This is a genomic window from Halomonas saccharevitans, from assembly GCF_900116405.1.
Lineage (GTDB): Bacteria > Pseudomonadota > Gammaproteobacteria > Pseudomonadales > Halomonadaceae > Halomonas > Halomonas saccharevitans.
In genome coordinates, this window is the sequence record NZ_FPAQ01000024.1 from 23,676 (window position 1) to 45,404 (window position 21,729).

The 21,729-nt window shown below is 66.2% G+C and carries 23 protein-coding genes and 1 pseudogene; 13 read left to right on the plus strand and 11 right to left on the minus strand.

All coding sequences use genetic code 11. The features are described from left to right. Window positions 1-53: 53 nt before the first annotated feature. The 3 genes from BM388_RS11730 to BM388_RS11740 are packed head-to-tail and all read left to right on the plus strand — an operon-like array spanning window position 54 to window position 2,544. Window positions 54-821 carry an MlaA family lipoprotein gene (locus tag BM388_RS11730; protein ID WP_425431927.1) on the plus strand — a complete coding sequence of 256 codons (768 nt, stop codon included), beginning with the start codon at window positions 54-56 and terminating at the stop codon, window positions 819-821. 12 nt (window positions 822-833) lie between these two features. Then, window positions 834-2,048, plus strand: coding sequence for a PP2C family protein-serine/threonine phosphatase (locus BM388_RS11735; RefSeq protein ID WP_089850368.1), 1,215 nt, complete (start codon window positions 834-836; stop codon window positions 2,046-2,048). Beyond that, window positions 2,035-2,544 (plus strand): STAS domain-containing protein, encoded by a 510-nt coding sequence (locus BM388_RS11740; RefSeq protein ID WP_089850370.1) that lies wholly within the window; start codon window positions 2,035-2,037, stop codon window positions 2,542-2,544. Before BM388_RS11735 ends, BM388_RS11740 begins: the two co-directional genes overlap by 14 nt. Before the next feature lie 30 nt (window positions 2,545-2,574). Here BM388_RS11740 and tal read toward each other — a convergent pair whose 3' ends face one another. Then, complete coding sequence (gene tal / locus BM388_RS11745; protein WP_089850372.1) at window positions 2,575-3,513, minus strand: transaldolase; 939 nt, start codon at window positions 3,511-3,513, stop codon at window positions 2,575-2,577. Window positions 3,514-3,662: 149 nt separating this feature from the next. Here tal and BM388_RS11750 point away from each other — a divergent pair, with 149 nt between their 5' ends. From BM388_RS11750 to BM388_RS11795, 10 genes are all read left to right on the plus strand, one after another. Beyond that, the gene (locus BM388_RS11750) at window positions 3,663-4,865 is read left to right on the plus strand and encodes a Bcr/CflA family multidrug efflux MFS transporter (RefSeq protein WP_089850374.1); all 1,203 of its coding nucleotides are present in this window, start codon (window positions 3,663-3,665) and stop codon (window positions 4,863-4,865) included. 125 nt (window positions 4,866-4,990) lie between these two features. Beyond that, window positions 4,991-6,004 carry a substrate-binding domain-containing protein gene (locus BM388_RS11755; RefSeq protein ID WP_089850376.1) on the plus strand — a complete coding sequence of 338 codons (1,014 nt, stop codon included), beginning with the start codon at window positions 4,991-4,993 and terminating at the stop codon, window positions 6,002-6,004. Between the two features lie 104 nt (window positions 6,005-6,108). After that, window positions 6,109-7,365, plus strand: coding sequence for a phosphate ABC transporter permease subunit PstC (gene pstC / locus BM388_RS11760; RefSeq protein WP_089850378.1), 1,257 nt, complete (start codon window positions 6,109-6,111; stop codon window positions 7,363-7,365). A gap of 18 nt (window positions 7,366-7,383) precedes the next feature. Next, window positions 7,384-8,550, plus strand: coding sequence for a phosphate ABC transporter permease PstA (pstA, locus tag BM388_RS11765; RefSeq protein WP_089850380.1), 1,167 nt, complete (start codon window positions 7,384-7,386; stop codon window positions 8,548-8,550). Between the two features lie 64 nt (window positions 8,551-8,614). Further along, window positions 8,615-9,439 (plus strand): phosphate ABC transporter ATP-binding protein PstB, encoded by an 825-nt coding sequence (pstB, locus tag BM388_RS11770; RefSeq protein WP_089850382.1) that lies wholly within the window; start codon window positions 8,615-8,617, stop codon window positions 9,437-9,439. A gap of 20 nt (window positions 9,440-9,459) precedes the next feature. Further along, a complete protein-coding gene (gene chrA / locus BM388_RS11775; RefSeq protein WP_089850434.1) occupies window positions 9,460-10,677 on the plus strand; it encodes a chromate efflux transporter in 1,218 nt (405 codons plus the stop codon). A 66-nt stretch (window positions 10,678-10,743) separates the two neighbouring features. Next, a complete protein-coding gene (locus BM388_RS11780) occupies window positions 10,744-11,166 on the plus strand; it encodes an arsenate reductase ArsC (RefSeq protein WP_089850384.1) in 423 nt (140 codons plus the stop codon). 39 nt (window positions 11,167-11,205) lie between these two features. Then, window positions 11,206-12,222, plus strand: coding sequence for an ArsJ-associated glyceraldehyde-3-phosphate dehydrogenase (locus BM388_RS11785; protein WP_089850385.1), 1,017 nt, complete (start codon window positions 11,206-11,208; stop codon window positions 12,220-12,222). Continuing rightward, complete coding sequence (gene arsJ, locus BM388_RS11790; protein WP_089850387.1) at window positions 12,215-13,444, plus strand: organoarsenical effux MFS transporter ArsJ; 1,230 nt, start codon at window positions 12,215-12,217, stop codon at window positions 13,442-13,444. The genes BM388_RS11785 and arsJ overlap by 8 nt, the downstream gene beginning before the upstream one ends. A 167-nt stretch (window positions 13,445-13,611) precedes the next feature. Further along, the gene (locus BM388_RS11795; protein WP_245781535.1) at window positions 13,612-13,956 is read left to right on the plus strand and encodes a metalloregulator ArsR/SmtB family transcription factor; all 345 of its coding nucleotides are present in this window, start codon (window positions 13,612-13,614) and stop codon (window positions 13,954-13,956) included. A 68-nt stretch (window positions 13,957-14,024) separates the two neighbouring features. On the opposite strand, the gene BM388_RS11800 is transcribed toward BM388_RS11795, so the two are convergent. The 10 genes and pseudogenes from BM388_RS11800 to phnC all read right to left on the minus strand — a co-directional run bounded on the left by BM388_RS11800 (window position 14,025) and on the right by phnC (window position 21,673). Next, window positions 14,025-14,261, minus strand: a complete 237-nt coding sequence (locus BM388_RS11800; protein WP_089850389.1) for a thioredoxin family protein — start codon at window positions 14,259-14,261, stop codon at window positions 14,025-14,027. Between the two features lie 12 nt (window positions 14,262-14,273). Beyond that, entirely contained in the window at window positions 14,274-15,287 is a 1,014-nt protein-coding gene (locus BM388_RS11805; RefSeq protein WP_089850438.1) for a permease, read from the minus strand. A 90-nt stretch (window positions 15,288-15,377) separates the two neighbouring features. Continuing rightward, window positions 15,378-15,920: a sigma-70 family RNA polymerase sigma factor gene (locus BM388_RS11810; protein WP_175535088.1), complete on the minus strand. Its 543-nt coding sequence runs from the start codon at window positions 15,918-15,920 to the stop codon at window positions 15,378-15,380. Between the two features lie 2 nt (window positions 15,921-15,922). Next, a complete protein-coding gene (locus BM388_RS11815; protein WP_089850393.1) occupies window positions 15,923-17,122 on the minus strand; it encodes an MFS transporter in 1,200 nt (399 codons plus the stop codon). Window positions 17,123-17,171: 49 nt separating this feature from the next. Next, window positions 17,172-17,456, minus strand: a complete 285-nt coding sequence (locus tag BM388_RS11820) for a CC/Se motif family (seleno)protein (protein WP_089850395.1) — start codon at window positions 17,454-17,456, stop codon at window positions 17,172-17,174. A 3-nt stretch (window positions 17,457-17,459) separates the two neighbouring features. After that, window positions 17,460-18,560 (minus strand): ACR3 family arsenite efflux transporter, encoded by a 1,101-nt coding sequence (gene arsB / locus BM388_RS11825; protein ID WP_089850397.1) that lies wholly within the window; start codon window positions 18,558-18,560, stop codon window positions 17,460-17,462. A 13-nt stretch (window positions 18,561-18,573) separates the two neighbouring features. Next, window positions 18,574-18,666, minus strand: a pseudogene (locus BM388_RS18265) (arsenical resistance protein ArsH); the annotation flags it as partial. A gap of 546 nt (window positions 18,667-19,212) precedes the next feature. Continuing rightward, the gene (phnE, locus tag BM388_RS11835) at window positions 19,213-20,046 is read right to left on the minus strand and encodes a phosphonate ABC transporter, permease protein PhnE (protein WP_089850401.1); all 834 of its coding nucleotides are present in this window, start codon (window positions 20,044-20,046) and stop codon (window positions 19,213-19,215) included. Continuing rightward, window positions 20,043-20,852 carry a phosphonate ABC transporter, permease protein PhnE gene (gene phnE, locus BM388_RS11840; protein WP_089850403.1) on the minus strand — a complete coding sequence of 270 codons (810 nt, stop codon included), beginning with the start codon at window positions 20,850-20,852 and terminating at the stop codon, window positions 20,043-20,045. Before phnE (BM388_RS11840) ends, phnE (BM388_RS11835) begins: the two co-directional genes overlap by 4 nt. Beyond that, window positions 20,849-21,673 carry a phosphonate ABC transporter ATP-binding protein gene (gene phnC, locus BM388_RS11845; RefSeq protein WP_089850405.1) on the minus strand — a complete coding sequence of 275 codons (825 nt, stop codon included), beginning with the start codon at window positions 21,671-21,673 and terminating at the stop codon, window positions 20,849-20,851. The genes phnE (BM388_RS11840) and phnC overlap by 4 nt, the downstream gene beginning before the upstream one ends. Window positions 21,674-21,729: the final 56 nt, after the last annotated feature.

The window sequence follows — 21,729 nt, forward strand, 5'->3', positions numbered from 1 at the left end:
GGCGATAGCGCCCGATGAATGGATGTGAGAGGAAAGGGATGATGTCAGGGGTGATGACCGGGGCGATGACTCAGTGGGCGGGGCGTGGCGCCCTGGTGATGTCCCTGGCACTGCTCGCGGGCTGCGCCAGCAGCGGCGAGATGCGTGAGCGCCATCCCGACGACCCCTGGGAGGGTTTCAACCGCAAGGTGTTCGCCTTCAACGACGTGGTCGACCGCTACGCGCTCAAGCCGGCGGCCCAGGGCTATCGCTTCATCACCCCGGACCCGGTGGAGACGAGCGTGGGCAACTTCTTCTCCAACCTGGGCGAGATCCGCACCACCCTGAATAGCCTGCTGCAGGGCAAGGGCGCCAACGCAGGCGTGGCCACCGGCCGTTTCCTGATCAACACCACCGTCGGCATCGGCGGGCTCTTCGACGTTGCCACGCGGATGGAGATCACCGGCCGCGAGGAGGACTTCGGTCAGACCCTGGGCGCCTGGGGGTGGGAAGAGTCCCGCTATCTGGTGCTGCCGCTGCTGGGGCCGAGCACCCTGCGCGACACCGGCGGCCTGCCCGTGGACATGGCCACCTATCCGACCACCTACGTGGAAGAGGATAAGGTGCGTCTAAGCCTGACCGCGCTTAGGGTGATAGATACCCGGGCCGGGCTGCTCGATCAGGAGGCGCTGATCAGCGGCGATCGCTACAGCTTCATCCGCGATGCCTACCTTCAGCAGCGTCGCTTCGAGGTCAACGACGGGCAGCTGGGCGAGGATCCCTTCGCCAGCGACGAGTTCGACTTCGATGATGCGGACTTCGACGACGCCTTCGCCGAATGAGGCCATGACCGCATGCCACCAGCCAAGCAACTGATCGGCGTGATCGACGTTCCTGGGTCGGAGCGTGACGCCCTGGCCCAGACCATCGCCCGTGATGACCTGGCGGTGTATGCCGCCTCCGGCATCGAGGAGCTGCCGCCCGAGACGGCGCTGATCGTCGCCCATGCGCGGGCGGTGTCGCGCGCCGATTGGGAGCGCCTGGCCGAGCGGCTGCCGACCCTGGTGGTCAGCGACGATCGTCAGGATGCCGACCTGCTGAAGGCGGTGGAGGCGGGCCTGGTGGATTACATCGTCGATCCGCTGCGCCACGGCTCGCTGCTGCGGCGCATGATCGTCAAGGCCATCGAGGTGCATCGGCTGGCCGCCGATCGTGAACGCGACCGGGCCCGGCTGGCCCATCTCAACGCGAATCTCGAGGAGCTCAACGAGAGCCTGGAGACCCACCTGGCGATGCTGCGTCTCGACCAGCAGGCGGGCGGGCAGATACAGCGCAAGCTGCTGCCGCCCAGGCCCCAGACCCTGCAGGACGTGAGCTTTGACTACTGGCTGGCGCCCTCGCTCTATCTCTCCGGCGACTTTCTCGACTTCCAGGCCTTCGACGAGCGCTACAGCCTGTTCTACTTCGCCGACGTCTCCGGCCACGGCGCGTCCTCGGCTTTCGTCACCGTGCTGCTGAAATACCTCTCCAATCGCTGGCAGCAGGAGTGGGACGGAGAGCACCCCGAGCGGCTGGCGCCGCGCTGGCTGGCGGCGCTCAACCGCGAGCTGCTGGATGCCGGCATCGGCAAGCACGCGACCCTGTTCGTCGGGGTGATTGACCACCGGCACCGTTATCTCCACTATTCGCTCGGCGCGCAGCTGCCCATGCCGTTGCTGGTGGCCGACGGCGAGGTGCAGGCGCTGCCCGGCGAGGGCATGCCGGTCGGCCTCTTCCCCGGGGTCGACTATCCGAGCCTGGGCTGTCCGCTGCCGGAGAACTTTCGGCTGTGGCTCTGTTCGGATGGCATACTGGAGTGTCTACCGGGGGACACCCTGGAGGGGCGGCTCAGGGAACTCGAGCGACGGGTACTGGCCAGCACGACGCTGGAGGACCTACGTGGCAGCCTTGCGCTGGGGCATCTGGCCGACGATGATGAAGTCGTCGCCCAGAGCGCGCCGGGTCATGAGGAGCTGCCAGACGACCTGACGATCATGGTGTTGAGCGGATTTGGCAATGATAAATCATGAGGGCCGCATCAAGGCAGCGTTTGCATCGGGGGTCTTCGTCCTCAAGCTGTGCGGGGACGTGCGCCTGACCCTGTGCGCGACCCTGGACCGCCAGGCCCGGCAGCTCGCCGAGACGCCCGGACTCGAGACGCTGATCATCGACCTGAGAGACACCACCAACGTGGATTCCACCGCCCTGGGCTTTCTCGCCAAGGTGGCCATGGCGGTGCAGGGGCGCGTCAGCGAGCCGCCGACCATCATCGCCGACAATCCCGATGTCCAGCGGATGCTCGATGTCATGGGATTCTCGCGCATCTTCACCCTGGTGGAATCGCCGATCACCGAGACGCGTGACCTTCACGACCTGCCCGAGATTCCCACTGACGTGGAGGAGACTCGCCAGCGGGTGCTCGAGGCGCATCGCATCCTGATGCGCCTCAACGAGCATAACCGCGAGGAGTTCCAGCCGCTGGTGGAGATGCTCGAGGCCCAGCAGGCCGCCTCCCACGGCCCCTAGGCGGGCTCCCGTCGGGGCCGTCTGTCTGCCTCACCCCTTCCTGAGCTCTCCCAGCAGCGTCTCCAGCTTGCGCTGGTCGGCCATGAACTTGCGGATGCCCTCGGCGAGCTTCTCGGTGGCCATGGCGTCCTCATTCATCTCCCAGCGGAACTCGGCCTCGTCCTGAGGCTCCGGCGCGCGAGTCTCGGCGTCCAGCGGCGTGAGTCGACGCGTCAGCGGCGCCTCGGTACCGGCCAGCTCCTCCAGTAGCTGGGGAGAGATGGTCAGCCGGTCGCAGCCCGACAGGGCGAGGATCTCGCCGCTATTGCGGAAGCTGGCGCCCATGACGATGGTCTCATAGCCGTGGCCCTTGAAGTGCTCGTAGATGCGCTTGACCGACTGGACGCCCGGATCGCGGTCGCCCGTGAAGTCGGCCTCGGGTTCCTGTGCCTTGTGCCAGTCGAGGATCCGGCCGACGAAGGGCGAGACCAGGGTCGCGCCGGCGTCCGCGCAGGCGCGGGCCTGGGCGAAGCTGAAGAGCAGGGTCAGGTTGGTGTGGATGCCCTCGCGCTCGAGGATCCGCGCGGCGCGAACCCCCTCCCAGGTCGCCGCGACCTTGATCAGGATCCGCTCGGGGCCGACCCCGTGGCGGCCGTAGCGCTCGATCAGCGCCCGGGCCCGGGCCAGGGTGGCGTCGGTGTCGAAGGAGAGCCGCGCGCTGACCTCGGTGGAGACGTAGCCGGGCACCAGGGCGCTGATCTCGCTGCCGATCTCGACGGCCACGGTGTCCAGGGCATCGTCGATATCGGTGGCATGGCGGGCGATCTCGGCCAGCCGAGTCCGGCGCGTTTCGTGCTGGGCCGCCTGGAGGATCAGCGAGGGATTGGTGGTGGCGTCGGTGGGTTCGAAGCGACGAATCGCCTCGAGATCGCCGGTGTCGGCCACCACGGTGGTCATGGTCTTGAGTTGTGAAAGCAGGTCGTCTGCCATGGTGGGATCCCTCCGGTTGTCATGGCATCCACTCTAGCAAGGCAGCCTGGAGGAAAATAGGCGGCCGGGCCAGCGAGTGAATTTTGGGGTATCATTAGCCCACTATCTTTTGCCGCGATTCTGCCAAGAGCCCTGTGGGAGGCGCCTTGTTGACCCTGAATTCCCGGCGTGTGGCCCTGCTGGTCGCCGCCAACACCGCCCTGGCTCCCTTCGCCATCGATGCCTATCTGCCCGCCATGCCGGCGCTGGCCGAGGCCGTGGGCGCGAGCATCCACCATACCGAGCTGTCGATCAGCACCTTCCTGGCCGGCTTCGCCCTCGGCCAGCTCACGGGTGGCCCGCTCTCCGACCGGCTGGGCCGCAAGCCTGTGCTGCTCTCGGGCCTGGTGATCTTCCTGCTGGCGAGCCTGATGCTGACCACGGTGGGCAGCCTCGGCGAGCTGCTCGCCTGGCGCCTGGTGCAGGCGCTGGGCGGTGGGGCCTGCGTGGTCAACTCCGCGGCCATCGTGCGCGACTGCTTCCAGGGCCGTGAGGCCGCCAAGGTGATGTCGACCATGGCGATGATCATGATGCTGGCGCCGCTGGCGGCCCCGGCCGTGGGCAGCGGGCTGCTCTATCTTGCCGACTGGTGGCTGATCTTCGTCTTCCTGGCGGTCTATGCGGCCTTCCTGCTCTGGCTGATGGGCACCAAGCTGCCCGAGACCCGCGCGCCGGACGCCCCCACCGCCTCGCCGCGACAGGTGCTGCGCAACTACGGAAGCGTGCTGCGCCACCGCGAAGGTATGGGCTATGTGCTCGCCGTGGCCGCGACCTTCGCCGGCATGTTCGCCTTCATCACCGCATCGCCGTTTCTCTATATCACCCACTACGGCGTGTCGCCGGCGATCTATCCGGTGGTCTTCGGCGCCAACGTGGTGGTCATGGCGGCCTCGAATCGCGTGAACATCCGCCTGCTGCGGCGCCGCACCCCACAGCAGAACATGCGTCTCGGCCTCGGCGTGCAGCTCGGCGTGGCGCTCTGCCTGACCCTGCTGGTGGCTTCCGGGCAGGACTCGCTTTACACCGTGGTGCCTTTGATCATGCTGTTCATGGGCATGGTCGGCCTGATCACGCCCAACGCCATCGCCTCGCTGCTCGAGCACTTCAGCCACATGAGCGCGACCGCCACGGCGCTGCTCGGCAGCATTCAGTTCACCTGCGGGGCGCTCGCCGGGGTGGTGGTGAGCGGTTTCGAGATCGACAGCGCCTGGCCCATGGTGCTGACCATGCTGGCGGTATCTCTGGCCGGCAACCTGGCCCTGCGGGGACTGGTGGGGCGCGCCGCCGGCCGGGAGGTCACCTCCGCCTCCTGACGGCGACCGGCGGGAGGCGAGGCGGCGATGATGTCGTCGCCACGGGTTGTCATGAAGCTGTCACGTTCCTGAGGCAACGTGGGTGTCGCGAAGGATGAATCCCTTTCTCGACAGGAGATCGCTCCATGAACCGCATCCTCAAGACCACCGCCATCGCCGCCGCCGTCATGGGTGTAGCTACTGTGGCCCACGCCCGTGACCAGATCCGCATCGTCGGCTCCAGTACCGTCTACCCGTTCGCCAGCTACGTGACCGAGGAGTTCGGCGCGGTGACCCAGAATCCTACTCCGGTCATCGAGTCCACCGGCTCCGGTGGCGGCCTGCGCCTGTTCTGCAATGGCGTGGGCGAGGACACCCCGGACATCACCAACGCCTCTCGTCGTATCAAGGTCTCCGAGCTGGAGCGCTGCATCGAGAACGGCGTCACCGATGTCACCGAGGTCAAGATCGGTTCCGACGGCATCGTCTTCGCCCAGTCCAGCACCAACGAGGCCATCGAACTGACCCTCGAGCAGCTGTTCCTGGCCGTGGCGGCCAAGGTGCCGGTCGACGGCGAGCTGGTTGACAATCCTTACACCAACTGGAGCGAGATCGACGCCTCCCTGCCGGATCGCGAGATCTCCATCTACGGCCCGCCCAGCACCTCGGGGACCCGCGATGCTTTCGAAGAGCTCGCCATGGAAGTGCCTTCTGAAGAAATGGAGGCCTACGGCGGTGAAGCCTATACCGAAGTTCGCTCCGACGGCGCCTATATCGACGCTGGCGAGAACGACAACCTGATCGTCCAGCGCCTGAGCGAGGACACCGATGCCTTCGGCATCTTCGGCTACTCCTTCCTGGTCGAGAACCCCAATACGCTGGTCGGTACGGCCATCGATGGCGTGGCACCGGAGGCCGAGGCGATCAGCGCCGGCGACTACCCGATCGCCCGTTCGCTTTGGTTCTATGTCAAGAACCAGCACGCCGAGGCCGTGCCGCCGCTGTACGACTACGTCGACATGTTCGTCTCCGAGACCATGATCGGCGAGGGTGGCTACCTCGGTGACCTGGGCCTGATTCCGCTGCCGGAAGCCGAGCGCGAGCAGACCCGTGAAAAGGTCGAGAACCGCGCGCAGCTCGCGGTCAGCGACCTCAAGTAACATCCGAGTAGGCAAGGACGCCTGATCCGGCCGGCAGCCCACGGCTGCCGGCCGTCGCACGTTCCGGCAGGCACGCTGCCGTCGTTATCCACCGAGAGAGACCTATGCAGACCAACCAACTCCTCGCCATGTTCAGCGGCGTCCTGCTGCTGCTGGGTCTGATAGCCTTCTTCCTGGGCCGGGCCAAGGCCGCGCGGGTGCGCGCCACCGGCACGGCCATGTACGCCCAGCCCGACCAGTACGCCTGGTTTGCCGTCCTCGCCACTGCCGGTCCGGCGATCACCGTGGGCGCCATCGGGGCCTTCCTGATGCTGCTGCTGGGCGCCGATATTCCCACGCTCTACCTGCTGGCAGGCAGCCTGGTGATCGCGGCCATTGGCCTGATGGTGGGGATGAGCCAGGTGAAGCCTGACTTCCACGCTCGCCAGGCCATCGAACGGGTGATTCGCTGGGTCCTGGTCACCGCGGCACTGATCTCGATCTTCACCACCTTCGGCATCCTCTTCTCCATCGTCTTCGAGGCGCTGCGGTTCTTCCAGATGCACAGCTTCTGGGACTTCATCACCGGCACCGTCTGGAACCCCGGCGCCAGCTTCCTGGCCGCCGCCGGGCGGGCCGACGAGGGCGCCAGTGCCGCCCAGTTCGGCTCGGTGCCGCTGTTCGCCGGCACCTTCATGATCACCGCCGTGGCGATGCTGGTGGCGATACCCATCGGCCTGCTCGCCGCCATCTACATGGCCGAGTTCGCCCCCGCTCGCGTGCGCACCCTGGCCAAGCCCACTCTCGAGGTGTTGGCCGGTGTTCCCACCGTAGTCTATGGCTTCTTCGCCGCCATCACGGTGGCGCCGATCATCGTCGATGTGGCCGGCTTCTTTGGTCTGGACGCCTCCTTCAACAATGCCGTGGCACCGGGGATCGTGATGGGCATCATGATCATCCCCTTCATCTCGTCGCTCTCCGACGACGTGATCAATGCGGTACCGGACAGCATGCGCCAGGGCTCGCTGGCGCTGGGCATGACCAAAGGCGAGACCATCCGCGACGTGGTGATCCCGGCGGCCCTGCCGGGGATCATCTCCGCCTCGCTGCTGGCGGTCTCCCGGGCGCTAGGCGAGACCATGATCGTGGTGATGGCGGCGGGCATGCGGCCCAACCTCACCGCCAACCCGCTGGAGGACATGACTACGGTGACGGTGCGTATCGTCGCAGCGCTGACAGGGGACCTGGAGTTCGAGAGTGCCGAGACGCTCTCCGCCTTCGCCCTGGGCCTGGTGCTGTTCGCCGTCACCTTGAGCCTGAACCTGGTGTCGGTGCTCATGATCCGCCGCTTCCGCGAGAAGTATCGCGTCAACAACCTGTAACGCCGAGGAATCGCCGACATGAGTCAATCCTTCGACGACATCAGCGCCCAGCTCAAGCGCCGTCACCGCAACTCCGCGCGCCTGAAGTGGATCTCCATGGGCGCGCTGGGTCTCGCCGGCCTGTTCCTGGTGCTGTTCTTCGCCGACATGCTCTCCAAGGGCCTGCCGGCCTTTCAGCAGGCGCAGGTCCAGGTGGAGATCGACTACAACGAAGACGCCCAGCGCATGGGGCGTGCCGCCCTGGACCCCGAGGTGTCGCGCCTGGTCAGCCGAACCTTCGAGCGCTTGATCCCGGTACGGATGCGCGACAATCCGGAGCTGCTGGGCACCAGCGAGACCCGCTGGGTGCTTGCCGATAGTGAGGTGGATCAGTACCTCAAGGGGCATCGTCACAAGCTGAGTGAATCCCAGCAGGCCACCGTCGATGCCCTGGTGGAGCAGGGTAGGGCGGCCCTCAAGTTCAACACCACCTTCTTTACCAGCGGTGACTCCAAGATGCCGGAAGCCTCGGGCATCCTCTCCGCTGCGGTGGGTACGGTGATGACCATGCTGGTGACGCTGGCCATCGCTTTTCCCATCGGCGTGATGACGGCGGTCTACCTGGAGGAGTTTGCTCCGGACAACCGCCTGACCCAGATCATCGAGATCAACATCAATAACCTGGCCGCGATCCCCTCGATCCTGTTCGGCCTGCTGGGTCTGGCGATCTTCATCAACTTCTTCGGCGTGCCGCGCTCCTCGCCGCTGGTCGGCGGCATGACGCTGGCCCTGATGACCCTGCCGGTGATCATCATCGCCACCCGCACGGCGTTGCGCAGCGTGCCGGACTCGATCCGCCACGCCGCCTTCGGGGTCGGCTGCTCGCGCTGGCAGGTGGTGCGTGATCACGTGCTGCCGCTGGCCATGCCCGGCATCATGACCGGCTCGATCATCGGCCTGGCTCAGGCCATGGGCGAGACCGCGCCGCTGATCATCGTCGGCATGGTGGCCTTCATCCCCGACGTGGGCGCCTCCTTCACCCAGGCCGCCACCGTGCTGCCGGCACAGGTCTTCACCTGGGCAGGGGAGCCGGAGCAAGCCTTCGTCGAGAAGACCGCCGGGGGGATCCTGGTGCTGCTGACGATCCTGATCTTCCTCAACGCCACTGCCGTCATCCTGCGCAAGAAGTTCGAGCGCCGCTGGTAGGCCACGCTACGTTACAGGGTATCCACAGATGAACATTCACGTTGCCGAGCGGAGTACCGCGCCGATGTCACGTCACGACAGCTCTCGTCCCGAACCCGGCCAGCCGGTGACCCGCAATATCGACGCCCATCACGAGCTGAGCATTCGCGTTCGCGACCTCAATCTCTGGTACGGCCAGAGCCAGGCGTTGAAGAACATCAATATCGATGTCTATCAGAAGAACATCACGGCCCTGATCGGGCCGTCGGGCTGTGGCAAGTCCACCTTCCTGCGCTGCCTGAACCGCATGAACGACCTGATCCCCAGCGTGCGCCTCGAGGGGCTGGTGGAGATGGATGGTCGCGACGTCAACGCCGCCAAGATGGATGAGGTCGCGCTGCGCCGCCGGGTGGGCATGGTCTTCCAGAAGCCCAACCCCTTTCCCAAGTCGATCTACGACAATGTCGTCTACGCGCCTCGCATGCACGACCTGGTGAGTCGCAAGTCGGACCAGGATGAGCTGGTAGAAAAGGCCCTGCGCGACGCCGGCCTCTGGGAGGAGGTCAAGGACAAGCTGCACCAGCCGGGCACCTCGCTCTCCGGTGGCCAGCAGCAGCGCCTGTGCATCGCCCGGGCGATCGCCGTGCAGCCCGACGTGATCCTGATGGACGAGCCGACCTCGGCCCTGGATCCGATCTCCACGGCGACCATCGAGGACCTGATGGACAAGCTCAAGCAGCAGTTCACCATCATCACCGTGACCCACAACATGCAGCAGGCCGCGCGGGTGGCCGACTACACGGCCTTCTTCCACCTCGGTGAGATCATCGAGTACAACGACACCAAGACGATGTTCTCCAACCCGGCCACCAAGAAGGCCGAAGACTACATCACCGGCCGCTACGGCTAGGCGTGGGCGAGCGGCTCGACATGCCGGCGGCGCGTCGTGACGGCGGGACCCGCCGGCCGGGGCGCCCGGGGGAGGTCTTCCGGGCCTTCCTGCTGCTGGGCCTGACCTCCTTCGGCGGCCCCGTCGCGCACCTGGGTTATTTTCGGCACGAGTTCGTTACGCGCCGTCGCTGGCTCACCGAGGCGGACTACGCCGACTTGGTGGCGCTCTGCCAGTTCCTGCCCGGGCCCGCCAGCAGCCAGGTGGGCTTTGCCCTGGGGCTGTTGCGCGCCGGGGCCTGGGGCGCGGCCCTGGCCTGGATCGCCTTCACCCTCCCGTCGGCGCTGGCGCTGGTGGTCTTCGCCTGGGGCGCGAGCCTCTCCACGGGGCCCGTGGTCGCGGGGCTGGTGTACGGCCTCAAGGTGGCGGCGGTGGCCATTGTCGCCCAGGCCGTCTGGGGCATGGCGAAGAGCCTATGTCCGGACCGGCGTCGCGCCGGCATCGCTCTGGGGGCGGTCGTCACCGTGGTGCTGGTGGGCGGGCACCTCGGGCAGCTGACGGCGATCCTGCTGGGCATCCTGGCCGGCCTGACCCTCTGCCAGGCCGACGAGGCGGCGGCCCCTCGCGAGGTGTTGTCGCTGCCCGTCTCGCCCCGGGTGGGCGGTATCGCCCTGGCGGCTTTCCTTGCGCTGCTCGGTGGCTTGCCGTTGCTGGCCCTCGCTGCTGCCTCGTCGACCCTCGACCTGCTGGACGCCTTCTATCGCGCCGGGGCGCTGGTGTTCGGCGGCGGGCACGTGGTGCTGCCGCTGCTCGAGGCCGAGCTGGTACCGCCGGGTTGGGTCTCGCCCGAGACCTTCCTGGCCGGCTATGGCGCCGCCCAGGCGGTGCCCGGCCCGCTCTTCACGTTCGCGGCCTACCTCGGCAGCCTGCTCGCCATCGGGCCGGGCGGGCTCATTGGCGCCGCCCTGGCGCTGGTGGCCATCTTCGTGCCGGGGCTCTTGCTGGTGGTGGCGGCGATGCCGTGCTGGAACCGGCTGCGCCACTGGGCCGCGGCCCGATCGGCGATGCGCGGTGCCAACGCCGCCGTGGTGGGCATCCTGGGCATGGCGCTCTACGATCCGGTCTGGACCAGCGTCATCCTTGGGCCCGAATCCTTTGCCCTGGCGCTCGCCGGCTTCCTGCTGCTGGTGCGCTGGCGGCTGCCCGCCTGGGCGGTGGTGGGCCTGCTGGCCGTGTTGGGGATGCTCATCGCGCCCTGATGGATGTCACCGAATTGACATCTGGCGCTGTTATATATGATATTCCATATATCTTGGAAGTCTCCAATGGCGAAACAGCGCGTTCTTTTCCTATGCAATGCCAATTCCGCCCGCTCGCTGATGGGGGAGGCGCTGTTGCGCCACCTGGCAGGCGATAGGTTCGAGGCCTTCAGTGCCGGCAGCGAGCCGGATGAACCCGCTGCGATGACCCTGGGGGCATTGAAGAAGCAGGGCATTTCCACCGAAGGACTGGCCAGCAAGTCGCTGGATGCCTTTGCCGGTGAACATTTTCATGCCGTCATCGTGCTGTGCGACAAGGCCCAGCAAGCATGTCGAGACTGGCAGGGCGGAAGCGACGAACATCTCTACTGGGATATTCGCGACCCCCGCCTGATCGAGCGTGCCGACGCCTACGAACAGGCCCTCAACGAGATACGCCACCGCCTCTCGCTGTGGCTTCAGATCAAGGCCCGGGATGCCGATGCCTGAGGGTGTCTCCCGGCGTTTCGTCTTTAACAGGAGAGCAACATGACCCTTCGTGTCGGCATCAATGGCTTCGGGCGCATCGGCCGCCTGGTGCTGCGAAGCCTCTGGCCCCGCGTCGCGGCGGGCGAGGTCGAACTGGTGCGCATCAACGACCCGGGTGGCGACGCCGCCACCTTCGCCCACCTGCTGGAGTTCGACTCGGTGCACGGCCACTGGTCGCCGGGGCAGGGCATCCGGGCCGAGCAGGAGGCCATCCTGGTGGACGGTCATCGAATTGCCTTCAGCTCGCACAGGGCGCTGGACGACGGCGACTGGTCCGGCTGTCAGGTCACCATCGAGTGCTCCGGCAAGATGAAGACCACGCAGGCGCTCCAGGCATATCTCGACCAGGGCGTCGAGCGTGTGGTGGTCAGCGCGCCGGTGAAGGAGGAGGGCGTGCTCAACGTGGTGGTGGGCGTCAACGACGGCAGCTACGCCTCTGACATCCATCCTATCGTCACCGCGGCGAGCTGTACCACCAACTGCCTGGCGCCGGTGGTCAAGGTCATCCACGAGACCTTCGGCATCCGCCATGGCTCGATGACCACGGTGCACGACATCACCAATACCCAGACCATCCTCGACGCCCCGCACAAGGATTTGCGCCGGGCTCGGGCCTGCGGCATGAGCCTGATCCCCACCACCACCGGCTCGGCCAAGGCGATCACCGCCATCTTCCCGGATCTCGAGGGCAAGCTGAACGGTCACGCCATCCGCGTGCCACTGGCCAACGCCTCGCTCACCGACATGGTCTTCGAGCTCGAACGCGAGGTCACGGTGGAGGAGGTCAATGCGGCCCTGGAGGCCGCCGCCGAGGGCCCGCTTGCCGGCATCCTGGGCTATGAGGAGCGGCCGCTGGTCTCCATCGACTACCGCACCGATCCGCGCAGTTCGATCATCGATGCCCTCTCGACGATGGTGGTCAACGGCACCCAGGTGAAGCTCTACGCCTGGTACGACAACGAGTGGGGCTACGCCAACCGCACCGCCGAGCTGGCCCTGAAGGTGGGTCGTGGTTGAGGGACACTCTCTCGCCGGCCGTCTGAGGGCATTGCCCTTCGAGATTCGCCAGTACCTGCTGATCACCGGCAACTACTGGGCCTTCACGCTCACCGACGGCGCCCTGCGCATGCTGGTGGTGCTGCACTTCCACCAGCTCGGCTACTCGCCGCTTGAGGTGGCGCTGCTGTTCCTCTTCTACGAGGCCTTCGGCGTGGTCACCAACCTAGTGGGGGGATGGCTGGGTGCCCGTCTGGGGCTCAACCGCACCATGAACGTCGGCCTCGCCTTGCAGATCGTGGCGCTTTCCATGCTGATGGTGCCCGCCACGGCGCTGACGGTGCCCTGGGTGATGGCCGCCCAGGCGCTCTCGGGCATTGCCAAGGACCTCAACAAGATGAGCGCCAAGAGTGCGGTCAAGGTGCTAGTGCCCAGGGACAGCCCCGGCGCCGGCAGCGCCCTCTACCGTTGGGTCGCGATCCTCACCGGTTCCAAGAACGCCCTCAAGGGAGCCGGCTTCTTCCTGGGGGGGGTGCTGCTGACCCTGATCGGCTTCCGTGGCGCCGTGATCGCCATGGCGCTGATGCTGGTGGGAGTGCTCGCCCTGTCGTTGGTCCGGCTCAAGGCCGACCTGGGCCGTCAGAAGCGCAAGCCGAAGTTCACTGAGGTATTCTCCAAGTCGCGGGCCGTCAACGTGCTCTCGGCGGCGCGGTGCTGTCTCTTTGCCTCACGAGACGTCTGGTTCGTGGTCGCATTGCCGGTGTTTCTCTATGATCAGCACGGCTGGAGCCACTGGACGGTAGGAGGGCTGCTGGCCATCTGGGTGATCGGCTACGGCGGGGTGCAGACCCAGGCGCCGCGCCTTACCGGCCTGGTCAAGGGTGGGGCGCGCGGCGTCACGGCCTTCTGGGCGCTGGCGCTGGCCGGCTTGCCGGCCCTGCTGGCGCTGCTGCCCCTGGCCGAGGTGGGTTGGCTGGTGGCGGGGCTGCTGGCTTTCGGCGTGCTGTTCGCCGTCAACTCCAGCTGGCACAGCTACCTGATCGTCCACTACGCCCGCGCCGACGGCGTCTCCATGGACGTGGGCTTCTACTACATGGCCAACGCCATGGGCCGCCTCGCCGGGACCCTGCTGTCCGGCTGGGTCTACCAGGTTCACGGCCTGTCCGCCTGCCTGTGGATCTCGTCCGCCCTGGTAGCGGCCAGTGCGCTGATGGCCCTAGCCCTGCCGCGGGATGCGGCATGATGCGCCCTCCCCGGCGGGGGGGTGATGGCAGCCCCGGTCCTGACTGCCGTCGGCGCTGGCGCCGCCAGTGTCGGTGGTGCTCTTTGCCATCCCTCGCCCGGGAAGCGCACGGGAGGCCCGATTGGTTACACTGGCCAATCGTTGATCCCCACGATGAGGTAAGCCCCTTGCAACCCCTCGATCTCTTCAAATGCCTGTCCGACGAGACTCGACTGACACTGGTCGCGTTGATTTACCGGGAGGGAGAGCTCTGCGTCTGTGAGTTGACCCATGCCCTGGCCCTGTCGCAGCCCAAGGTGTCCCGCCACCTGGCGCAGCTTCGCCACTGCGGCCTGCTCGGCGATCGCCGCGAGGGCCAGTGGGTCTATTACGGGCTGGAGGCGAGCCTGCCCGGCTGGGTGAAGACCATCCTGGAAGCGACCGCTGGGGAACAAGACACCCGCCTGGCGGCCCCTCTCGCACGTCTCGCGGCCATGGGCAATCGGCCGGAGCGACATTTGGCGATGTGTTGAGCTGCCAACCGATCCGTGTCCGAGGGTGGCCGGATATGCCGTCGCTTCAGGAGGCCTGGCACCCGGGGTCACGCCCTCAACAGGCTCTCGATCTTTTCTCGGCCCGGCACGCTGCCGCTGTGAACGAGCGTACCGTCGATGGCCACAGCGGGTGTCGACATGACCTGGTAGCCCATAATGACAGCTGGATCCGTGACCTTTTCCACCTCGACCTCTATGCCCAGTTCGCCGGCCACTGCCTGAATCCGTTCGGCGGTGCTGACGCATTTCTTGCAGCCGGTACCCAGCACTTCGATCTTCTTCATGATGTGTCTCCTTTAAGATGGGAATCCGCTGAAAAGCCAGGGGCTCAGCAGGTTGATGAGCCAGCCAACGATCATGAAGTTGGCTAGCAGGATGACGAAGATGGTGGCCAGTAGGCGCCACTGCATGACCTGCTTGAGCATGATGAACTCGGGGAAGCTCGCTGCCACGGTGCTCATGCAGAAGGCCAGGGTGGTGCCCACCGGCAAACCCTTGAGGATCAGGCTCTCCATCACCGGGATGACACCGGTGGCGTTGGAGTAGAGCGGAAGCCCCGCCAGTACGGCGGCGGGTACGTTCCACCACTGACCACTACCCAGGTTGTTGGCGAACCAGCCGTCCGGCACGAAGCCATGCAGTCCGGCCCCCAGGGCGACGCCGATGATCACCCACTTCCAGATCCGCCCGACGATCTCCTTGAGTTCGTCCCGAGCAAAGGCATGGCGCTCCTTCAGGGTGAGGGAGGGCGTCTCGGGTGCGGGCTCATCGTCTTGGGGCGTCGCGGCGGCCTGCTGGTAGGCCTTGGCCGCGAAATCCTCCAACCAGCGCTCGCCCCTCAGGGCATCGAGGAGCATGCCACCGCCGATGCCCACGGCCATGCCGATGACGATGTACACCAGAGTAAATTCCCAGCCCAGCAGGCTCCACAGCATGATCACCGCTACCTCGTTGATGATCGGCGAGGTGAACAGGAAGGCCATGGTGATGCCCAGGGGGATACCGGCGCTGGTGAAGCCCAGGAATAGCGGGATGCTCGAGCAGGAGCAGAAGGGCGTGATGGCGCCGAAGCTGGCACCCAGGCCGTAACCTGCCAGACGATGCTTCTGCTGGATGTAGTGACGCACCCGCTCCAGGTTCAGTGAGGCACGCATCAGGGCGATGACGTAGATCATCACCACCAGTAGCGCGAAGATCTTGGTCGTGTCCTCGACGAAGAAGTGCAGCGATGCGCCGAGCTTGCTCTCTGGGTCAAGGCCTGCAAGGCCATAGATCAGCCAGTCGGCCAGCCAGGTAAAGACCTCCAGCATGTTCATCTTCTCCCTGTGAGTTAGGTCGGTGTCACACAGGAAGACGTAGCAGGAGGCAAAAGGATACAGGCACGATGCGAAAAATCTCGTTTATCCTCGGTCCGCGCGATGACAGCAGATATCCCCCTTCTCGTCGAAGACGATGCCGCATTGATCGATAAGACGCTGGCGCAACCGCTGTCGGGCCCGACGCAGACGCGCCTTGGTGGCCGGGAGGCGCAGGCCATGGTCGTCGGCGTAGTCGGCCTGGCGGAGGCCCTCCAGGTCGCAGCGCCTCAGGATATCGCGATCCTTCGCCTCGAGATGGGGCATGGCGTGTTCGATGCAGTTGATCAGGCTCACCAGGGGAGACGTCGGTGGCGACTCCTCGGCGATCTCGGGGGGCGGCTGGTCCGTCCAGCGTCTGTCTCGACGCTGTTGGTCGATCCACTGATGGCGGGCCACGCGAAACAGCCAGGCCCGGGGGGAGTCCAGTTTGCAGAACTGCTGGCGGTGAGTCAGCGCCTGGGTATAGACACTCTGGAGGAGGTCATCGGCAGTGTCTTGGTTGCCGCTGTGTCGGATCAGGAAGCCCCTGAGTTCATCTCGATGGGCTTGCCAGGCGGACTCGATGCAGGGAAAGGCACGGCGCACGGTCAGACATCTCCTGAGGCGAGGGGGTCCTGGCGGTGCAGTGGCTGGAGCGCCATCAGCCCGAGAATCTGCCCCGGCAGCAGCCACCACAGTACCCAGCTGCCCTGGAGTTCCCACAGGATGGTGGTGAGCGAGATGGCCGGGATGGTCAGGGCGAAGCCCACGGCGTTCATCACCGCCAGGGTCGAGCCCACTCGCTCGCGTGGTGCGCTGGCCGCGGCCAGCGCCGAGAACTGGGGCGAGTCGGCGATCACGGTGAGTCCCCACAGCGCCAGGAGGGTGAGCAGCAGCCCTGGCGGCAGCCAGGTCATCAGCGGGTAGGCCAGGCAGATCAGCCCGGAAGCGGCCAGCGCTCGACGCGCCACCCAAAGGCTGCCGAGACGGCGGCTGAGCTGCCCGCCACCGACACAGCCCAACAATCCCAGCGCAATGACGGTAAACGACAGCCAGGGAACCCAAGCCTCGGCTGCGCCGAGCCGCGCCACCTCGTGGGCGACCAGGAAGGGTGTAAGCGTCCACAGGGCATAGAGTTCCCAGCAGTGGCCGAAGTAACCGCCGGCCACGGCGCGGAAGCGGGGCTCTCGCAAGGCGGCCAGTCCATCGAGTAGTCGTGTCTTGCCGCTCGACGGTGGCAGATGCGTGCCATCTCCCAGGACGAAGATGCCTATCCCGCCGAGTACAGCAAGGACGGAAGCACCCAGCAACGCCCACTCCCAGGCCAGGCCCAGGCTGGCGCCGCGCAGCAGGTGGGGCAGGGCGGTGCCTAGGGTCAGCATGCCGACGAGCCAGGCCAGCGCTGCCCCGGTATACCGGGGCGTCCAGCCTATCACCAGCTTCATGCCCAGCGGGTAGATGCCGGCCAGGCAGAGACCGGTCAGCAGGCGCAGGGTGATCGCCAGGGGCCACTGGTCGGCTACCAGCACGAAGCCGGCGTTGGCCAGGGCGCCGGCCAGGCAGGCGGTGGCGAAGATGCGGCTGGCACGAAAGCGGTCGGCCAGGCCGGAGATGGCCATGAACAGGGTGCCGGCGATAAAGCCTGCCTGCACGGTGAGGGTCAGTCGGCCCAGGTCCGCCTCGGAAACGCCCAGTTCGCGGGAGAGCGACAGTCCCACGCCGTTGACGGAGAACCACAGCGAGGTGCCGAACAGCTGGGCCAGCACGATGGTGAGCAGCGGGTAGCGCCGCAGGAGAGTCGCAGTCATCGCCTGATCCTCACTGGGAAGACGCCTCGGTGCAAGCCGCGAGGGCTTGCTATCTGGACAACGGCGCACCGTCCACGAAGAGATGTCGAAGGCCCCGGAAGCCCTCGACGTCGAGTGTCAGGCTCTGATCGACCAGCATCGGATCGATATAGAGCACCACATCCTCGCGCTCGAGGCGCGTGAAGTGCTCCGGTGCATCCGGTGTCCTGGCCTCGGCCACCGCAATGTCCGCTCTGCCGCCACAGCAGCCATGACGGGGCGAGAGGCGCACCGTGCCCACGCCTCCCTTGCGCTTGAGCCACTCGCGGGCCCGGTCGCTGACCTCGATGGCCATGGGTCAGCTCCTGGCTTCGGCGGTAGCCTGGGCCGGGGCCTCGGGGAAGTGGTGACGGGTTCTGTTGGCGATACGCACCAGGGCGAGCATCAGCGGCACCTCCACCAGCACGCCCACCACAGTGGCCAGGGCCGCGCCGGACTGCAGGCCGAAGAGCGCGATGGCGGCGGCCACGGCCAGCTCGAAGAAATTGCTGGCACCGATCATCGCCCCGGGGGCGGCCACGCTGTAGGGTACCTTCCACGCCTTGGCCCAGCCATAGGCGATGAAGAAGATCAGGAAGGTCTGGAGGATCAGCGGGATGGCGATCAGCACGATATGCAGCGGCGCCTCGAGGATCACCTCACCCTGGAAGGCGAACAGCAGCACCAGGGTGATGATCAGCCCGATGGGGGTGATCGGCCCCACCTTCTTCATGAAGACGTTGTCGTACCATTCGCTGTCGCGGCGGGCGATCAGGGTGCGCCGGGTCACGACGCCGGCGGCCAGCGGGATGACGATATAGAGCACCACCGACAGGGCGACCGTATCCCAAGGCACCTGGATGTTGGAGACGCCGAGCAGGATGACCACGATGGGCGCGAAGGCGAACAGCATGATCAGGTCGTTGAGGGCAACCTGCACCAGGGTGTAGGCGGCATCACCTCGGGTCAGGTAGCTCCACACGAAGACCATGGCGGTGCAGGGGGCGGCCCCCAGCAGGATGGCACCCGCCAGGTACTGGCTGGCGAGGGGCTCCGGGATCAACGGGGCGAACACCACCGTCAGGAAGAACCAGGCGATGGCGAACATGGTGAAGGGCTTGATCAGCCAGTTCACCGTGGTGGTGATCAAGAGCCCCTTGGGCTGGCGGCGCACCCCGAGCACGGCGGAGAAGTCGATCTGCGCCATCATGGGAAAGATCATCGCCCAGATCAGGATCGCCACCGGGATCGAGACCTGGGCATATTCGAAGCGCGACAGCGTTTCGGGCACTGCCGGGGCAAACTGCCCGAGAAGTACCCCGGCGACGATGGCCAGCGCCACCCATAGCGAGAGGAAGCGCTCGAAGAGTCCCATGCCCTCTGAGGTGCTGGGAAACTGTGATTCCTGTCGTGTGCTCATGGTGTGACTCCCGTCAGATGGCGCGCTGGTTGACCCGTGCAGAGAGCTGCTCGGCCGACTCCTTGCGCTCGGAGTAGCGGTCGGTGAGCGCCTCGCTGCAGTCGCGCGGCTTCCTCCACCGCCAGACGGCTGAAGTAGCGGCTTCGCAGCGAGCCCTAGAGCAGCAGGATGCGCGGGCATGCTCACTGTCCATCTGGATGCCCAGGCTGGCGGCATCGGGCACCCGGAAGCGCTCGCGGTCGATGTTGGGCAGGTCGTCCAGGGGGTGGGTTGTCACGCGGTGTCTCCTTTCCTCCAGCGCACTAGGTTCATGGTGTCTCCATCGAGACAGGCTTGGTCGTCGGGCGCATGCCACAGCGATGCTACAATATATGGGAGATCATATATATTCAATGCTGTCAACCGAACGACGACGCTTGCGCTGATCGGGAGAGCACGCTGGAAGGCTGGCGAGAGCTCGCTGTGAGTTCAGATTTGGAGATGCCTGGCGGCGGCCATGGGCAGTTGCATCCAGACCAGGGTAATGCGCGGACCTAGCCGAGAAAGGTCAGGAAGCGGGCTTGGAGATCGCCGGCAGGGTGGGGGGTGCTGCCACGGTAGCAGACCGCAGGAGTGATATCGTGGCGGCACCCTGGTCACCGTGCTTGCCGGCTCAGATCAACGCACGGCGTACCTTTGCCGAGAGCGTCTCGCTGACTACCACCGTGCCGAGGATCACGATCAGGATGGTGGCCACCTGGGACCAGGCCAGGGTATCAATGGAGGACTGCAGCTTCATGCCGATGCCGCCGGCACCCACCAGCCCGAGGATGGTGCTCTCGCGGATATTGATGTCCCAGCGGAACATCGAGATGCCCCAGAAGGCGGGCAGTACCTGCGGCACGATGCCGTAGTGGATCACCTGGGCCCGACCGGCGCCCGTGGCCGTCACCGCCTCGACCTGGCGGGCATCGGTCTCCTCGATGGCTTCATACAGCAGCTTGCCGACGAAGCCGATGGAGCGCAGGGCGATGGCGACGATGCCGGCGAGCAGGCCCGGGCCGATGATCGCCACCAGCAGCAGGGCCCAGATCAGCGAGTTGATCGAGCGCGAGCTGACGATGATGAAGAGTGCCACGGGCCGAATCAGCAGCGCCGAGGGTGTGGTGTTGCGCGCCGCCAGGAAGGCCACCGGTACGGCCAGGATGACGCCGCCCACGGTGCCCAGGGTGGCAATGTTGAGGGTATCCCAGAGCGGCATCAGCAGTTCGGGCAGGTAGGCCAGCTCGGGCGGGAACATACGACTGCCGATGTCGGCAGCCTGGCTGGGCGCGTCGGTGACGAAGATCCACAGCGTGTTCTCGTTCATTATCTGCCAGCACCAGACGAATAGTGCCGCCAGCGCCACCCAGCCGACCCATAGCGCGAGGCGGGCACGCGGCGTGCGAAAGGTCCAGACCTGAGAATAGTGGGGGGGCTCCCCGGGGCCTGTGTCGAGAGCGCTCATTGCAGGTACTTCCTGAGGTAGCTGGAGCCATACTCCGAGAGCATGACGATGGCGATGATGAGCAGCAGGATGGCGCCGGCACTGTCGTACTCGTAACGGTCGATGGCGGTATTGAGGGTGGCGCCGATGCCCCCGGCGCCGACGATGCCGATCACCGCGCTCTCGCGGAAGTTGATGTCCAGGCGATAGAGCGACAGGCCGATCAGTCGCGGCATGACCTGTGGCTGAACGGCGTAATGGATCAGCTGCAGGCCGCTGGCACCTGTGGCGCGGATGGCCTCGATCTGGCTGGCGCTGGCTTCTTCGATGTCGTCGGCGAGGAGCTTGGCGACGAAGCCGATGGAGGCGAAGGCCAGCGTGAGGAAGCCGGCGAAGGGACCGAAACCGAACATGGCGACCAGGAAGATGGCGATGATGATCTCCTGCAGCGAACGGCTGACGGAGACGATCGAACGACACACCAGATAGACCGGGCGCGGTGACAGGTTATGGGCCGCGCCGATGCCGATGGGCACCGAGATCAGCACGCCCACCACCGTGGCGGTGAGTGTCATGGTCAGGCTCTCGATCAGCCCCTGACGAATATCCTGCCAGCGGCTCACGAAGTCCGGCTGCAAGAAGCCCTGAATGAAGCGTGCGCCGCGCGACAAGCCTTCGACGACGCGGCCGGCGTCGATCTCCAATGAGCCCAGCGCCAGCACCAGGTAGGCCACGACCAGCAACGGCAGGGTCAGCCGCCAGCGTCGGGTCGTGATCAGCTGCGGTGGGCGCTTCCAGCGGCGCGGATAGGCGCTGTTCGCGGTCATGTCGATGCCCCCGGCAGCCGCAGGGAGATCTGTGCATCGCTGCTGGACTCGGGCTCGTCGTCCTCCTGGTCCGTGGCCGTCCAGTCCTCGGCACCGTAGATCTCGGTGAGCATGGCCTCGTCGAGGCGGTCTGGCGTGTCATCGAACACCATTCGCCCGGCGCGAAGTCCCACCAGTCGGTCGACGAACTGCTGGGCCAGCGGCACATCGTGGATGTTGACGATGGCCGGCAGCTCGCGCTCGGTGCAGATCTCGGTGATCAGCCGCATGATCTGGCGGCTGGTCTTGGGGTCGAGGCTCGCGGTGGGCTCATCCACCAGCAGCAGCTCTGGCTCCTGGGCCAGGGCACGGGCGATGCCCACCCGCTGGCGCTGCCCCCCCGAGAGGGCGTCGGCGCGCTTGTCGGCATGTGCCAGCAGGCCCACCCGATCGAGCAGGCGGTAGGCATTCTCGATGTCCTGGCCCGGGAAGCGACGCGTGAAGCTGCGCCAGAAGGGCACGTATCCCAGGCGGCCGGACAGCACGTTCTCCATGACGGTCAGTCGCTCCACCAGGGCGTATTCCTGGAAGATCATGCCGACGCGCCGCCGCGCTCGTCGCAGCTCGCGACTGCCCAGGCAGGTCAGGTCGGTCTCGTCCAGGTAAATCGCGCCGCTGGAAGGCTCTACCAGGCGGTTGATGCAGCGGATCAGGGTCGACTTGCCGGCCCCCGAAGGGCCGATCAGGCCGACGACCTGGCCTCGCGGGACGCGAAAGGTCACGTCGCGCAGTGCCGGGTCGCCGACGCTATAGGCCTTGGTCAGCTGGTTGAGGGTCAGCACGTGGCAGGTTCTCCCCTGTGACTCATCGACGCGAAGGCGCGGGCGGCATGCTGCCC

Excerpts from the sequence above, each read along its gene's own strand:
- BM388_RS11730 (WP_425431927.1), top strand. The coding sequence starts at position 54 with ATGACCGGGGCGATGACTCAGTGGGCGGGGCGTGGCGCCCTGGTGATG.
- BM388_RS11735 (WP_089850368.1), top strand. The coding sequence starts at position 834 with ATGCCACCAGCCAAGCAACTGATCGGCGTGATCGACGTTCCTGGGTCG.
- BM388_RS11740 (WP_089850370.1), top strand. The coding sequence starts at position 2,035 with ATGATAAATCATGAGGGCCGCATCAAGGCAGCGTTTGCATCGGGGGTC.
- tal (WP_089850372.1), bottom strand. The coding sequence starts at position 3,513 with ATGGCAGACGACCTGCTTTCACAACTCAAGACCATGACCACCGTGGTG.
- BM388_RS11755 (WP_089850376.1), top strand. The coding sequence starts at position 4,991 with ATGAACCGCATCCTCAAGACCACCGCCATCGCCGCCGCCGTCATGGGT.
- pstC (WP_089850378.1), top strand. The coding sequence starts at position 6,109 with ATGCAGACCAACCAACTCCTCGCCATGTTCAGCGGCGTCCTGCTGCTG.
- pstA (WP_089850380.1), top strand. The coding sequence starts at position 7,384 with ATGAGTCAATCCTTCGACGACATCAGCGCCCAGCTCAAGCGCCGTCAC.
- pstB (WP_089850382.1), top strand. The coding sequence starts at position 8,615 with ATGTCACGTCACGACAGCTCTCGTCCCGAACCCGGCCAGCCGGTGACC.
- chrA (WP_089850434.1), top strand. The coding sequence starts at position 9,460 with ATGCCGGCGGCGCGTCGTGACGGCGGGACCCGCCGGCCGGGGCGCCCG.
- BM388_RS11780 (WP_089850384.1), top strand. The coding sequence starts at position 10,744 with ATGGCGAAACAGCGCGTTCTTTTCCTATGCAATGCCAATTCCGCCCGC.
- BM388_RS11785 (WP_089850385.1), top strand. The coding sequence starts at position 11,206 with ATGACCCTTCGTGTCGGCATCAATGGCTTCGGGCGCATCGGCCGCCTG.
- BM388_RS11800 (WP_089850389.1), bottom strand. The coding sequence starts at position 14,261 with ATGAAGAAGATCGAAGTGCTGGGTACCGGCTGCAAGAAATGCGTCAGC.
- BM388_RS11805 (WP_089850438.1), bottom strand. The coding sequence starts at position 15,287 with ATGCTGGAGGTCTTTACCTGGCTGGCCGACTGGCTGATCTATGGCCTT.
- BM388_RS11815 (WP_089850393.1), bottom strand. The coding sequence starts at position 17,122 with ATGACTGCGACTCTCCTGCGGCGCTACCCGCTGCTCACCATCGTGCTG.
- BM388_RS11820 (WP_089850395.1), bottom strand. The coding sequence starts at position 17,456 with ATGGCCATCGAGGTCAGCGACCGGGCCCGCGAGTGGCTCAAGCGCAAG.
- arsB (WP_089850397.1), bottom strand. The coding sequence starts at position 18,560 with ATGAGCACACGACAGGAATCACAGTTTCCCAGCACCTCAGAGGGCATG.
- phnE (WP_089850401.1), bottom strand. The coding sequence starts at position 20,046 with ATGAGCGCTCTCGACACAGGCCCCGGGGAGCCCCCCCACTATTCTCAG.
- phnE (WP_089850403.1), bottom strand. The coding sequence starts at position 20,852 with ATGACCGCGAACAGCGCCTATCCGCGCCGCTGGAAGCGCCCACCGCAG.